Origin of the sequence: Tatumella ptyseos (assembly GCF_030552895.1) — a bacterium.
Taxonomy (GTDB): Bacteria; Pseudomonadota; Gammaproteobacteria; order Enterobacterales; family Enterobacteriaceae; genus Rosenbergiella; species Rosenbergiella ptyseos_A.
Map to the genome: position 1 here is coordinate 2,261,767 of NZ_CP130649.1, position 14,843 is coordinate 2,276,609.

Annotated in this window: 14 protein-coding genes; 5 read left to right on the plus strand and 9 right to left on the minus strand. The window is 41.0% G+C overall.

From position 1 onward, the window contains the following. Positions 1-48 precede the first annotated feature (48 nt). Positions 49-942: a LysR family transcriptional regulator gene (locus tag QJR74_RS10800; RefSeq protein ID WP_304371865.1), complete on the minus strand. Its 894-nt coding sequence runs from the start codon at positions 940-942 to the stop codon at positions 49-51. A gap of 96 nt (positions 943-1,038) precedes the next feature. Here QJR74_RS10800 and QJR74_RS10805 point away from each other — a divergent pair, with 96 nt between their 5' ends. Continuing rightward, positions 1,039-1,914 (plus strand): pirin family protein, encoded by an 876-nt coding sequence (locus QJR74_RS10805; RefSeq protein WP_304371866.1) that lies wholly within the window; start codon positions 1,039-1,041, stop codon positions 1,912-1,914. A gap of 12 nt (positions 1,915-1,926) precedes the next feature. Continuing rightward, a complete protein-coding gene (locus QJR74_RS10810; protein WP_241618653.1) occupies positions 1,927-2,595 on the plus strand; it encodes an isochorismatase family protein in 669 nt (222 codons plus the stop codon). 102 nt (positions 2,596-2,697) lie between these two features. Here QJR74_RS10810 and QJR74_RS10815 read toward each other — a convergent pair whose 3' ends face one another. Next, positions 2,698-3,297, minus strand: coding sequence for a nitroreductase family protein (locus tag QJR74_RS10815; RefSeq protein WP_304371867.1), 600 nt, complete (start codon positions 3,295-3,297; stop codon positions 2,698-2,700). 442 nt (positions 3,298-3,739) lie between these two features. On the opposite strand from QJR74_RS10815, the gene QJR74_RS10820 reads away from it, so the two are divergent. Both QJR74_RS10820 and QJR74_RS10825 read left to right on the plus strand, forming a co-directional pair. Beyond that, a complete protein-coding gene (locus tag QJR74_RS10820) occupies positions 3,740-4,897 on the plus strand; it encodes an MFS transporter (protein ID WP_304371868.1) in 1,158 nt (385 codons plus the stop codon). Between the two features lie 356 nt (positions 4,898-5,253). Then, positions 5,254-6,147, plus strand: a complete 894-nt coding sequence (locus QJR74_RS10825) for a LysR family transcriptional regulator (RefSeq protein WP_304371870.1) — start codon at positions 5,254-5,256, stop codon at positions 6,145-6,147. Positions 6,148-6,214: 67 nt separating this feature from the next. Here the strand turns inward: QJR74_RS10825 and QJR74_RS10830 are convergent, their stop codons facing one another. From QJR74_RS10830 to QJR74_RS10850, 5 genes are all read right to left on the minus strand, one after another. Next, a complete protein-coding gene (locus QJR74_RS10830; protein WP_304371871.1) occupies positions 6,215-6,712 on the minus strand; it encodes a hypothetical protein in 498 nt (165 codons plus the stop codon). A 39-nt stretch (positions 6,713-6,751) separates the two neighbouring features. Further along, on the minus strand, positions 6,752-7,171 hold the full coding sequence (afaD, locus tag QJR74_RS10835; protein WP_304371872.1) for an AfaD family invasin: 420 nt from the start codon (positions 7,169-7,171) through the stop codon (positions 6,752-6,754). Between the two features lie 21 nt (positions 7,172-7,192). Further along, on the minus strand, positions 7,193-9,664 hold the full coding sequence (locus QJR74_RS10840; RefSeq protein ID WP_304374026.1) for a fimbria/pilus outer membrane usher protein: 2,472 nt from the start codon (positions 9,662-9,664) through the stop codon (positions 7,193-7,195). 15 nt (positions 9,665-9,679) lie between these two features. After that, positions 9,680-10,399 carry a fimbria/pilus periplasmic chaperone gene (locus QJR74_RS10845; RefSeq protein ID WP_304371873.1) on the minus strand — a complete coding sequence of 240 codons (720 nt, stop codon included), beginning with the start codon at positions 10,397-10,399 and terminating at the stop codon, positions 9,680-9,682. A 198-nt stretch (positions 10,400-10,597) separates the two neighbouring features. Further along, complete coding sequence (locus QJR74_RS10850; protein ID WP_304371874.1) at positions 10,598-11,482, minus strand: LysR family transcriptional regulator; 885 nt, start codon at positions 11,480-11,482, stop codon at positions 10,598-10,600. Between the two features lie 410 nt (positions 11,483-11,892). Here QJR74_RS10850 and QJR74_RS10855 point away from each other — a divergent pair, with 410 nt between their 5' ends. Continuing rightward, positions 11,893-12,273 carry a YgiW/YdeI family stress tolerance OB fold protein gene (locus QJR74_RS10855; protein ID WP_304371875.1) on the plus strand — a complete coding sequence of 127 codons (381 nt, stop codon included), beginning with the start codon at positions 11,893-11,895 and terminating at the stop codon, positions 12,271-12,273. A gap of 65 nt (positions 12,274-12,338) precedes the next feature. Here the strand turns inward: QJR74_RS10855 and lptG are convergent, their stop codons facing one another. Further along, positions 12,339-13,415 carry an LPS export ABC transporter permease LptG gene (lptG, locus tag QJR74_RS10860; protein ID WP_304371876.1) on the minus strand — a complete coding sequence of 359 codons (1,077 nt, stop codon included), beginning with the start codon at positions 13,413-13,415 and terminating at the stop codon, positions 12,339-12,341. Continuing rightward, the gene (lptF, locus tag QJR74_RS10865) at positions 13,412-14,482 is read right to left on the minus strand and encodes an LPS export ABC transporter permease LptF (protein ID WP_304371877.1); all 1,071 of its coding nucleotides are present in this window, start codon (positions 14,480-14,482) and stop codon (positions 13,412-13,414) included. Before lptF ends, lptG begins: the two co-directional genes overlap by 4 nt. Between the last annotated feature and the right edge of the window lie 361 nt (positions 14,483-14,843).

Genomic DNA, 14,843 nt, shown 5'->3' on the forward strand with positions numbered 1-14,843 from the left:
GCGTTAAACAAAGCGTTTCGTCTTACTTATCTTGGAGACTAGTGAACACTATCTAGGCTTAAGCATGCTCTTTAAATGATCATAGGCAATATCGACAAAAGCGCGCAGTTTAGGCGGCATATACCGCTGTCTTGGATAGACAATATGAATAGGATCTCTTCTCGCATACCAACCAGGCAGCAGGGAGACTAAATTACCCGCGCGATGATCAAAATGACACTGATAATTGGGGAGCAATGCAATACCTTTCCCGGCTAGCGCCATCGAGGTAATGAGGCTGATATCGTCGCTGATAATGGCGTTATCAATCGGAATCGTCAGACTGGAATCCTGATTCTGTAGTGTCCAAGCTTCTTTACCCATTGGCGAGAAAGGTAAACAACAGTGGTGGCGAATATCTTGAGGAATTTTAACTTTTTTGTGATTGTTAATATAATTTTGGCTGGCAAAGACTTCCCACTGAGCCACACCAGCATGCTTCGCGATCAGTGTCGAATCCTCTAAGAGCCCCGTACGAATCGCGACATCTATCCCTTCAGCAACCAAATCAACATAGCGTTTGATCAAAATAAATTCCAGTTTGACCGCTGGCCAACGTTGATTCATCTCATCAATGATGGCGGTTAATAGTGGATTACCGATATCAAAGGGAGCAGAGACTCTCAGCACACCAGAAGGTTCTCCTTTTACATTCATGATGGAGGATTCTGCTTCAAAAAAATGTGCTAACCCTTCAGACGCATGCTCAAAATAGTCTTTTCCCGCCTCTGTCAGGTGCAATTGCCGAGTCGTTCTCTGAAGTAATGTCACGCCAAGCCGCTTTTCCAACATTGCAACACGGTGGCTCACCGTCGATACCGGTATTTCCAGTGATCGGGCCGCAGCACTAAAGCTTCCGGCCTGTACAACTTTGACGAAAACAGCGATCTGATTAAAGTCCATTATCCAATCCAATGGAAAGTGATTTCGATTTTTACATACTACTCTAAAAAATTTTCAAGCGTTAAATTAGCTTCATAATTTTTGCGGAGAAATGAGATGAAAAAGGTCGCGTTCATTAAGCGTAGTAACGGTAAGCACTGGGTAGGCGATGGCTTCCCAGTCAGGAATATTTTTTCCTATAGCGATATTGCTGCAGAAATGTCGCCGTTTTTATTAATGGACTATGCCGGTCCAGTCAATTTCCCACCGACCAATAAAAAATTAGGCGTGGGTCAGCATCCCCACCGTGGCTTTGAAACCGTCACTATTGTCTATCACGGCGGCGTTGCTCACCAAGACTCTTCTGGCGGCGGTGGCAGTATTGGACCTGGCGATGTGCAATGGATGACTGCGGCATCAGGAGTACTGCATGAAGAGTTTCATAGTCCTGAATTTGCGGCGACGGGTGGCGATTTTGAAATGGTCCAACTCTGGGTCAACCTTCCCGCTAAGGACAAAATGAGTACCCCAGGTTACCAGGGCATTTTAACTAATGATATTCCAGAAATAGCACTCCCCAATGCGGCCGGCTCCCTACGATTAATTGCCGGCGAATACGATAACTTGCAGGGTCCTGCTAGGACTTTTACCCCAATGAATGTTTGGGATGTACGAGCCAAGGCTAAAGGAGAGATTGAATTTAACCTTCCTGCTGGCCATACCTGTGCACTATTCGTACTGGAAGGGAAATTAACGGTTAGCCAAGCGCATACTGTGACTTCAGCAGAATTAGTGGTCATGGAGCGAGCCGAAAGCCGATTAGTCATCACAGCAGAACAAGCGACCACCTTTTTGGTGTTAAGTGGCGAGCCTATTAATGAACCCATTGTCGGCCGAGGGCCATTCGTGATGAACAGTCGTCAAGAAATAACACAGGCGATAGAGGATTTTCAAAGCGGACGCTTTGGGAAAATAGAACATACTATCAATTAAGATGAGGTAATTATGAGTTCAACAAATGGAATGATTGACCCGAATGACGCTGTTATTTTATTAATTGACCATCAAAGCGGATTATTTAATACCGTCAGAGATGTTCCGGTAAACGATTTGCGTCATTATGTCACGGCAATATCGAAAGTGGCATCGTTACTGAATATCCCTGTTATCACAACGGCTTCGGTACCAGACGGCCCTAATGGCCCTCTTATCCCAGAAGTTCATAAATATGCTCCCCACGCGGTCTATGTTCCGCGTACCGGACAAATTAATACATGGGATAACCCTTTATTTGTCGATGAAGTGAAAAAGACGGGAAGAAAAACACTGATTATTGCGGGGACCTTGACCAGTGTCTGCATGGCTTTTCCAGCGGTCAGTGCCGTACAGGAAGGGTACAATGTCTATTGTGTCGTCGATGCCTCAGGCAATTGGTCTAAGATGGCGACTGATATTACTATTGCACGCGTTGCCCAAGCAGGCGCAGTTCCTACCGATACCTTTGCGATTGTTGCCGAACTGATGCGCACTTGGAATCGCGCAGAGGGATCACAATTTGCTGAAATACTTTCCGAACACGTTTGTCCTGAATATAAATGCTTGATGGAAAGCTTTGGTAAAGCACAAGCGGTTGCCCACGACGGACCTGAAACCAATCTAGAACATTATAGATAGCCATAATCAAAACCTAGCGACTCAAGAATAGCGCCTATCGGCGCTATTCTTAACTCGTTGGGATACCTCAAAAAGAGAGAACACCTCAGCGCTTAAGTACCGCTACTGAGCGATGATAAATCGCTCGTTATCATCAATATAGGTTTTCTCGCCAGCTGGCTGCAGAATAGCACCGAAGTTCATCTGAGCGCGTAGTGTCCATGAATTAGGTACACTCCACTGTTTTCTCACCTCTTCGTCGACAAGAGGATTGTAATGCTGCAAATTAGCACCAATCCCTTTTTCGGCTAATGCCAACCATACTGCATATTGGGCAATACCAGTGCTGTGCTCTGACCAGACGGGAAAATTATCGGCATAACTAGGGAATTGTTGCTGTAGAGTTTGCACAACATCTTGGTCTTCAAAAAATAATACCGACCCAGCTGCTTGAGAAAAACTGTCTAACTTAGCGGAAGTCGCCTGAAATCGTGCTTCTGGCACAATTTTTTTTAACTGTGTCCGAGTAAGCTCCCAAAACTTGATGTGTTCATTTCCCAATAAAATGAGGATCCGCGAACTCTGTGAGTTAAAGGCAGAAGGGGCCTGTTTAACAGCCTGTTTGATAAGATGAATGACCTCATCTTCAGACAACGGAATCTCTTTTCCTAGTGCATAAATAGAACGACGTGTTTCAGCTAACGATAAAAATTGGTCAGACATAATATCTCCTAAAATTAAGGCCATTTCATCTCACACTGATGATGTTCTTACTCCCCTAGTTGTAGTTGGCTAACCCTCATACTGTCAACGCTTCTGAGCCGAATTATCGGCACCTATACTGAAGGTTAAGATTAGGCACTTAAACAGAACATGAAGCTAAGTGGAAGAGCGCCGCCATCACCCCTAGACTAAGAACAGATAAAACGTGTTAAGTCTAAAATTTAAGCCGAACCTAAGCTTGAGCACGCGCAATATCTTTTATCAACCAAAGTAGCAAAATTTTACGAGCAAGATCTTAAAGTCGTAGTTTAAAGACGACACAATCCCAGATTCTCACTAAAGTAACTTAATGTAATACCCTGAGAAGGTGAATTTCCATTTTTACCTACCGCCTACTCACCACTATGCTTAAAGCATTCATATCGCGCAAACAAGGAATATTATGCTGCAGGAACAACAAAGTACCCAATCGCGATTCGCAACACGTTTAGCATTTTTTGTCGCGGGCTTCGTCACTGCCACTTGGGCAGCACTGGTTCCCTATGCCAGAGCAAATACTGGGGTAAATGATGCGACATTGGGTTCATTATTATTATGTTTGGGGATAGGGGCATTAATTACGATGCCAATTACGGGAGCACTAACAAGCCGTTTTGGTTGCCGTAAAGTTATTATTGCTGCTGTAGTCGTCATTATTTTAGTCCTACCTTTCTTAGCAATCATCACCCAGCCTTTGTTACTCGGGTTAGCCCTGTTGGTATTTGGAGTAGGCGTGGGGATCACTGACTGTGCAATGAACATCCAAGCAATACTGGTTGAAAAAGCGTCACCAAAGCCCCTAATGTCGGGTTTTCACGGCCTGTATAGCATTGGAGGCATTGCCGGGGCAGGATTGATGACCCTACTGTTAGCCTGTGGAATACATGTCACCCTCGCAACCTTGCTTATTGTGCTTTGTGTCGTGATCTTAGTGGCCTTCAGTTTTCCTGGATTGTTGACCTATGCCAATCCTAAAGAGGGTCCCGCTTTCGCGATGCCCAAGGGTATTGTCTTGTTACTCGGCATTATCTGTTTTTCAGTATTTTTAACCGAAGGAACGGTATTGGACTGGAGCGCCGTTTATCTTACACAAATCAGAGCGATGCCAGAAACCTTAGGGGGCTTAGGCTACACTAGCTTTGCTGTGGCAATGACTCTTGCTCGATTGACCGGTGATAAGGTGGTGAAACATTTTGGGCGACTGAAAGTCGTTGTGGCAGGAGCGATAATTGCAGCCTTAGGCTTAGCTATAGTCACCTTTATTCCTGTCTGGCATCTCTCTCTTATCGGTTATGCATTGATTGGCGCCGGATGCGCAAATATCGTTCCGGTGATGTTCTCGGTCGTCGGACAGCAAACCGTTATGCCTCAAGCTGTAGCCGTACCAGCCATGACCACACTAGGCTATCTTGGTGTATTAAGTGGCCCAGCCGTTATTGGATATATTGCGCACTTTAGCTCGTTACCTGTTTCATTCTTTTTAATTATGCTGCTGATGCTTTTTGTCGGGGCCCTTTCCTTTAAGCTTAACCTGAATCGAATCGGTTCATCCGAAGGCTGATACCTTAAAGAATAGTGGCAGGTATACCTTTACCAGGATACCTGCCAACATCACGTAGATAACGTTCTAAACTCTTTCCTAAGAAATGGGTAGTTTCATCAATATTTATCCTATCCCCGGAGCGTACCCGTTACTAACAAGAATCTTCCTTCATCCTGCTCCTTCTGACCTCACGAATGTAGCTTAAGAACATAACCATGATGGTGATAATTTACTCACACCAACGCTTTATTAATGGCTCGCGAATAAGCTATAGCAAATCGGGATTATGAAATATTAGATAAATTAACTATTCTTACTCTATTGATTCCTAACTCCACACACCATCGCCAATGGATAGTCCCCAAAATAAAGGTATGCGTGATTGGCTCGTTTTTATCCGAACAGTGGAAGCCGGGAGCCTATCTGTCGCCGCAAAAGAGATGAATATGACTGCTGGTGCAGTCAGTAAAATTATTTCTCGGCTTGAGGAATATACATGTACTAACCTACTAATACGTGATACCCACGGTATCGAGCTCACGATTGCTGGGAGATTGGCCTACAACAAGGCGCTTGAAATTACTGGGCTATTTGGTGATTTACTTGAAGAATTACGCAATCCTCAAAAGCAGATACGGGGGGTCTTGAAGTTAAGTGTCCCAGTCATTCTTGCTGAGTTTCTCGCGAATAACTGGGCGCAAGAGTTTATGGAGAAATGGCCCGGTACTCAAATTCAATTAGATGCGAGAGAGAGCTCAGAACTTAGCCAAGATGTGCCAGATCTCGACAATCTTATTTTACGCAGCGGCAGACCTGAAAATGAGAACATTGTTTATCGAGAGTTACCAGGATTGAAAGTGGTGCTGATTGCTACTCAAGAATATATCGATAATAACGGCTGCCCACTTCATCCTACTGACCTTGCACAGCACAACGTCTTTAATTTACGTCACAATGGGTTCGGCACCACATTAAAATTTAGTAGCGGGGATGAAAGCTATGAGATTGATAATATCAATAATAGCGCCCTCTCTTCGAATAATCATTTATCCCTGATAAATTTATGTATTGAAGGAAAAGGCATTACTTTGGGTACTCCGGGCTGGTTAAAATCTAATTATGCAAAGCAAGCGAAACTCATAACATTAATGCCTGAGTGGACATTAGAACAGGTACCCGTCTACTTAGTATGGCGACCTAGGAAAATTTACTCACCACTCTTCATTGCTTTTCGGGATTATATCGAGAAGAAATGGATAGAGAGATAACATCGAGAGTTGAATATAGCTTGATGATAAACAAGCCTGATATCCCTATCAGGCTCCAGCTTAATTATTAAGGAAGGTAACGCGCAATAGTCACGGCTAATTCGTAATCATCACCCGCTGCAATAGTTTGTTTGGTATTGGTAACGATTTTCGCCATAGAAGTAGGCGGCATTCTATTCCAGTTACGTCCACCTAAGTTGGGTTTGTAATCAATACGCCCATCATTACTTACTTTAACTTTAACTTGTTTTGTAGAATCCGAGAGTGATTTCATCACCCATCCTTGGTCAGGGGCTTTGGTTGAGTTTGCAGTATCATTCGGATCGTTACCGATTAACCACGCTACCCCAGGATTCACTACACTCACCGTAGCGATAGTCGTATTATCTTCCGTGGTCCCTGCTGGCAGACCGTTAACAGGAGTAATCGTCCCATCAAAGGTGGTCGTAGCACCGAATGCTACTGGAGTACTAATAATCTTAGACTGTTCTGCGCTCTCTGCAAAAACAGCGGTGCTTGAAAGGACGCTCGATGCAATCAACGAAGCAATAAATAATTTTTTCATGATAAATCCTATTTTTATAATTAAACCACTACTGATATATCAATTGGCGAGTAATACACTTGCCAAAAGATTGATTTGCCAAATACCCGCAGGGATAACTTGATTTCCTACTACAACCAGCGAGTATTCCGCATAATTTTTATCTGTGAGATAAATGTTTCCTCCAGACTGATTTGGAGTCCATCCTTCTCCCATAACCCTAAGTTTTACTATATTATTAGGATTGGTTGGCGAGTGAAAAATCAACACTCCACCAAGGTTATTAACTTCCCCCATTGGCTTAATAATAAAACCATCATGTTTGCCCTGATAAGCTAATCGCCCCTGAGCAATAATAGTTCCATCATTAATCTCTCCGCAGGAAAGGTTCATTGATGGCTGTATAGAAGTAATTAACTCTTCAGCCGATACTTTATTAATTATTAAAGACAGAAAAAAAACAGCTATTAATTTAAGCATTAATCTCACCAACCATTTATATTACTTACAAACCACCGATTGGTTATAAATACCGGATATAGGTTTAGTCTCTGACAATGTATAATTTATAATACAATTTTTTATGGGTGTGACTGCCTTAAGTACTCCCTCTTTTGCTAATCCAGAAAGATAAGCTTCACCATTATCATCAACAACGCCCGCTATCCCCGGCTGGTCTTGGACAAAGATTTCTGTACCTAGCGGTAATTTCTGCCTAGAAGAATTTACAATTGAAAAAAGAGCTTTTGCACCAATCTTCGTTTTAAAAGGCATCTCAATAACTGCCCCTTGCGTTGGAACGGCCCGACTTTCGCTCTGTAAAATTTCTGCGTTCTTAGATAAAGAATTAGTATCCAATTTAACGAGATTATTCTGGTAATTCGATAAGTAAGGTAAAATCGTATAGCCTCGGAAATCTGTTTTAATCCCAGGCCATCCACCAACCTTGACGCCTCTTGCTCCTGGTGTTTCAGCTAACACAACAGAATCTGTAAAAGGCTGACCAAAGGTTACTCCATGATGATGTACTATCACCCCACCACTTAATGAAGCACTTATATTTCTATATTGAGAACTATAATTGTAACTACCACCAATCTTACCGTAACTACCAGCCCATTCAGCTGAAGCTAAATGATTTGCTAAACTTGAACTATTTTTATTTATATCGTATTCAGATCTCACTGACCACGACAATTGGCGATCGAATGATTGACCATTTAATCCTAAATCATATTTTTGTTGTCTCCTACTCGGTGAATTAAACCCAGTCGAAGCTTGAATCGAGTTACCTAACCATCGATCAAGTTGGAAATAAAAACGCACACTAATAATATCGTCTTTATTACTTCTATTATGGTCCAAAGCATTCATACTTCTTTGCCAATCAGCAGTCATAGAAAAATATCTGAAATTTTGAGACCAACTCAAACGATAGCTTTCAGTTTTTTTTCGTTTTCGCCATAAGTCTTTTTGTAATGATGCTGTTAACGTACCCAGCCCTCCAACTCCCTGTGAAAATTGTATAACGCTGCTGCTACGATGTTGATAATATGAATCCTTTAAAAGGTTATCTGAATTATTACCATAGCTATCAAAAACATCTGTAATATCGTTATATCTATTACTATAACCAGAATAGGTTGCAGAAATCTGAGAGTTCGTTGCTGCAATGGTATTGCTATAACGTAATCGCGATTTATTTCCAGAGCGTTGTTCTTGATGATTAAAACGTGATTTCGCTTGTGTTCCATCAACAGAAACGCTACCCAATTTTCCAAACGATATGCCTAATCCTAATGTGCCCGCCTTATAACTATCGGCAATTTCACCTCCGCCAAAGGCTGTTAAGTTCCAAGGTAGACCGACCATCACCGTACCTTGAGTAATATCCTGCTTAGAGTGAAAACCTGCAGGATGATAGCGTCCAGACATGACGCTATATTTAACAAAACCTTGATGTAATGAGATTGCGGGTTTCTGATAGGGCACAATGAAAACTTGCGGTCTTCCATCCGTTTCCCATACCGTTACTTCTAAGTCTCCACCATCCTGAGCCTGAGTGATATTGTTAATTTCAAATGGTCCAGGGGGCACATTAACATTATAAATACTGTAACCATTTTGTTTTATTTCAACTCTTGCCGATGTCCTCGCAATGCCTCGTACCATAGGCGAAAATTCTCGCTGGCTGTAGGGCACCATGTTATCGTCAGTGCCAAGCATTACCCCGGTAAAAGGAATGCTATCAAATACGTCACTTGGAGAATTACGTTGGCCAACCACTAAGCGGCTTTTAACGTTGTATAGTCCTCGTTCAGCATAAGTTGCGTTACTTTTCCATGTATGCTCGCCGCTGTCCGTATGCTGCCAGGTAGAATTATTTCTCACACGCCATGCACCCAGGTTAAAACCAGGGGAGAATTGTCCCCATGAGCTTCGTGTTTTAGACGCTCCCCCCTGCTTGTATTCATTTTCGTTGGTTCCAACACTATAATTCATCACCAAAGCATTAATACCATCATCCCAGAGTTCAACGGGAGAAATATCGTTGTACTCTGTAATCAGCAATTCCTGTGGGACCGAGAAATTGACTTTTGAATTATTTAAATCCAAGTTCATTTTAATTAATTTATTCGATAACAAATCAACAATGTCATTTTTACTCTCACTGTCGATTTTTTTTGTGTCAACCCCCCATTTTATGATATCTCTCTTATTAAGATAGGGGGTTAAAGAACCATTCTTCCCGTTTTTAAAAGTGATCTTCTTGTTTTCTATAAAGATACCATTTATATAAATATCGACATCATACTTACCTGGCTTACTCTTACCCGATATCAAATACCCTTTATCTTTTTCGGTTAAATTTTTACTAATAATATCAGTATTGAATTTAAACTCCTCAGCTTTACTAGATAAAGTGGATAACATCAATAATGAAAAAGTAATTCTATAAAAATTAGGATGCATCACTTAAAAACCAAGTTATTTTAATTTCGTTGTAAAAACCGCACTTTCGCCACCGTAATCTGCAATCACTGTCCACTTTACCGTACTGCCTTTTTCTGCACTTTCGTTTATAGACATGGAGCCTTGAGGTGATAGATAATTATCCAACAGTATTTTTTTTCCATTCACAGTAAGAGAACCTATACTCATAACGAATGGAGTAGGATTGTGAATGATTATTTTCCCTCCAATCGATTGCCACAACAATTTATCGCCTTCAGTTTGAGGGCTTCCTGATAAAGAGCTCGGTCTATAAATCAGTTTTTCACAGGTACTGACTAATACATTCAAATTTATACCAACATTTTTCTTACTCTTTTCAGTAGAGCTTTTTTCAGGTGGTAATGTATTAATACAAAGATAGGATAGTGATTCCTTTTTATCTTCATCAATATTTTTATTTTTAATAATACGAAGTGATACCTGCTGCCCTGGATCAAGTCTAGATATAGGTGGTGTTACGATAAAGTTCACGCCATCACCTTCATTAACAGGCATTATTTTTGCCTGTAAAAGCACAGGGTAGGCCTGCTTATTCACTGCACTTAATGATTGTGAACTATCGTTTTCATTGTAGATAACTCGCGTTTTATCTAAAAATAAAGAAAACTCTCTTTTATTTACCTTTAAAGGTTCAGCTGACAATGCATGTAACGTGACCAGTAATAAACTTACCACAGACAATCTAATCTTCATTTTATTTACCTAATTACAGATGTAGTAAATATATTCTATATAATTTTTTCTACACAACTCTTTCCCGTTGCGTGCAAATATACAGAACGCTATTTTTTTATAAAAGCTGATTTTGGGAAAATTTGATTTTCCAGATTGGAAAAATTACTCATAGATCAGTTAAAAATTGATACTTCCTGCGCTTCCGTCGTTTAATTATTAGTAGGGTAAGCACCTCTCTCTCCACTTATTCTCTATATATTTCAAAAACTCCGTAAGCTCTTTTTTAAAGTAAGGTCTATCCTTCCATGCCAAATAGTAGTTAAGATCTTTCATCTCCCACTCACTCAATATAATTTTGATCTTTCCCATTTCAACCAACTCCCGGATATGAATAATGGGAATACCAACCAAAACACACCCCTTCTCTAATACCATTTTTAATGATTCTTCTATCGAGGATAGATGTAGCCCCTCATTAGGCAACTTATAAGTTTCTCCTGCATTGTTTAATTCAATATCGTGCTCATCCTCATTGGCGATAAAATATATTGTCGAGTTGTTTTTTAAGTCCTCAGGGGTCGATATCTCTGCGACGACATTCTCTTCAGTGCTGCAGCAGATAACTCTCTTGACTGGATGAAGCTGTCTATGGATAGCCAAAGGGTAGCCCAATTTACGATTAGTAATGAATAGCTCATCAATATCTAAGCTTTCCAGATTCCCTTTTCTATCGATAACCGATATATCTACATCTTGTTTATTACTACAATATTCATAACACCAATCCACCAAAATTGACTCAATGACACGTCGAGTTGTTGATATCTTCAAGGTAAATTTAGCTGACTTTAAATCATTAATAAATCGCTGAAACTGCTCAGTAATGTGTAATGACTTTTCGTAAGCTATTTCCCCCATCGGTGAGAGTTTTATACTGCGTGTAGTGCGTTCAAATAGCGTCATTTGTAAATAACTTTCCAAACGCGTTAGCCTTTTACTTATGGATGAAACACTCATACCCATGTGCGATGCGGTCTTAGAAAGGCTTTTGGTTTCTGCTATTGAAATAAAGATCCAAAAGTCCTTTAGGTAAAACTTCATTTTTTATATTCCTGACATTTATCTAAAACTGATTTTCAATATATTCAAATATAAAAAAACGATCAACACAGTATCAGTAAAAACAGATTTTCCAATTTGGAATCCATTATTAAGTTATTAAAAATAAATGACTTACTAATTTTTCGAGGTTATCTGAAAATTCATTTACTAATGATTATCATTTAGAAAATTTATATTATTTAATATTAATATATTAAATATCCTCATAATTTGAGTGGGCGATTGAGGCTAAGTAAAAAAAGGGAATATTCGATACCACTTTTGAATAAGTTCAAAATATTAACCAAATCATTTACATGGATCACAAAATCTAGATATAGATAGGATTTTTTCAAATTTTGTTACAAGCCGCTGCTATCCTTACTACACAACACAATAAGGAGATAATCGTGAAAAAATTAGTTCTAGCATCGTTGTTAGCGAGTTTGGCCCTGCCGGTATTTGCTCAGCAAGCTGGGTTCACTGGACCAGGTAGTGAAGGTCAACAACAGGGTGGCTTCAATGGACCACATAAAACCTTCACCGTAGCACAGACCAAGACACTACAAGATGATGAAAAAGTGATGTTAGAAGGTCAAATCACTAAGAAGATCAGCCATGAGCATTATGAATTCAAAGACAGTACCGGTACGGTCGTTGTCGAGATTGATGATCACAAATGGATGGGACAGTCGGTTTCACCGAAGGATAGAGTAAGATTGGAAGGTGAGGTTGATAAAGATGGCAGTAAAATCGATATTGATGTGAAAAAAATCACCTTGATTAAGTAACAAATGAAGACGCCCCACCAACGAATTGGTGAGGCGTCAAAATAAGGAATAGAGTCCTTCCTTCCCTATTTCTGCTTATTGAAACGATACACTAAGGCTAGGGAAGTCATTAACATCAATATCGGCGGTACCACCACCGCAATAAGTGGCGTAATGGCAAATATTAGCCCAAGATTGATGCATATCTGATAAATGATATAAGTGACCAATCCGACAATGACCCCCAAGGATAGACGATTCCCCATTCCCGTATCCCGCGCATTAACAAAGGTGAAGGGGATAATTAGTAGTACCATCGCCAGCACCAAAATAGGTCGCCCTAACTTTTGCCATAATGCGGAGCGATATTCCATAGAGGGCTGCGCAGTGTCTTTAAGATAATGAATATAACTTTTAAGCTGAGGAATTGAGTAACTTTCCGTCGAGAGCTGTAGTTGCTTCAAATTGCTGCTGTTAAAGATTGAATGCCATGTCATATCAGCTTGTTGCTGAGTAGACTGCCCTTCACCCTGCCATTGTGTATGTTTAACATTGTGCAAGGTCCAAACATTATCTTCTCCGTAAGTCGCCGACTCTGCGAAGATATAATTATTCAAGGTTAAATCACTGTTGTAATCAAAAATCTCGATTTTCTGCGGCTGTCCATTTCTATCCAGATGATCAATACGAACAAACTCTTGCCCTTGCTGCCCCCAAATCGTCTTGGTATTAGGATCGCTGTCTTGACTCTCTGCCAAAGCCGTTTCTTTACGGAGCTGAGCTTGCTGTTGAAGTGGCGATGCCACCCACTCGTCAACGACTGCTAATGATACGGTGAACATCACTCCAGAAATTAAGACAACAATTGCGATTCTAAAAATAGAGAAACCCGCACAACGTATAGCGGTAAGCTCCATATTTTTAGACATATTTCCTAAACCTACAATCCCTCCTAGTAATGCAATAAATGGGCTTAGATTGACGAGGCAGCGGGGAATAAGTAGAACCACCACGAGTAGCGCTTGCCCCCAGCTGTAGGTGGCAGAAACATCTTCTAGCTCCGAGATAAAATCAAAAAGCGTGAATAAAGGGACAAGCAATAGCGCCGCGGCGAAGTAGCCGATAAATAAATGGCGGATTAAATAACGTGAGAAGATATTCATTTAAACCACTTCTTCAGTAGTGAAGAGTCTCTGACCCAAAAATAAAGATTACCAAGCAGCATAACCCATGATACTAACCATACTCCGATTGCTGGCGGTAACATGCCATTACTGACTAAAGTTCGGCAGATATTACCGGCAAAAAAGATAACGATAAACACTAAAGCTAAAGGAAGTAATACCGAAAAACGGCCTTGGCGTGGACGTACTCGACTCAGTGGAACGGCTAATAATGTCATCAATACCGCATTAAGCCCGCGCGTTTGTCGCCACTGGCGTTCCGCGATATCTGATAAATCACGTGAATGATCCAAAGTCTTCATTGACTTCGCTTTACTACGCACTTCCTCATCATCGGCTGCGGGTTTCAAGTTTATCGCTAAATTACGATAAGTTTGTTGGCTGTCATTATTTGAGCCATGTTCAAAGGTATAGGCTGAACCTGATTGTAAGTGTGCAATGGGGTTCTGCGGTCGAGTGTTATCAATACTCCCCACTTGCGAACGGAAGACTTTTGTCACGCCTTTATCGGTGGTGTAGATAAAAGTATTTTGTATATGGTTATCAGTCGGCGTGATAGTTTGAGCATGAACCATAGTGCCATCATCTTCAATGTTGAACTTATTAGCTTGTAAGTGGCTCACATCGAAGCTGGATTGTGATTGCTGTGTGAGTTGGTCAATATGCGCATAAGCCCAAGGTCTGCCATACATGGAAAGCAACGCACAAACGATGCCTACCGGAATAGCGAGTAATAAGATCCCCCGATACAGGCGCAGAGGTGAGATACCTGCGGCCAGTGCTGCGGTGATCTCTGAATCGCTGTAAAGTTGCCCCAGTGAAATTGCCGTTGCGACGTACAGGCCAATTGGCAATAACATCTCCAATGCAATCAATGCCTTGTAGAACACGATGACAAATACTGCTTTAAGTGCAAGGGTCCCATTCGCCGCATCGGTGAGGTAACGTTGAGCGGAATAGATAGTGAATATAAAGATTAAGAAACCGACAATCATCAAGACGACGTTGCGTGTTTCTTTCATGACATAACGCTCAAACAGATACATAATTTAACATTAACCCCGCAATACACTTTTAATACGAGTAATTTCTATTCGTTCTTTCGTAGCCACATCAGTCGGTGAAAGTCGACTAATCATTGAATGTTAACACATAGCGAATCAATGAGCCGTTCGAGTTACCAATTATACTGTTACCAGATTAAAAAAATGATCGATAAACGGCGCTTACTCTTTGGTCGTGAAGGCTTAGTGTCACCAATGAGTAAGCGCTTCTGCCGCCCTGCACATCAACAGTGAAGCTTAACAATACAGCGTGAATGCTTTATCATGCTGCATTCGAAATAGGGATCCCTCCGCCATCACCGTGGCGAATAATCCATCTTGTTAGCGTTACCTGAAGAAGTCA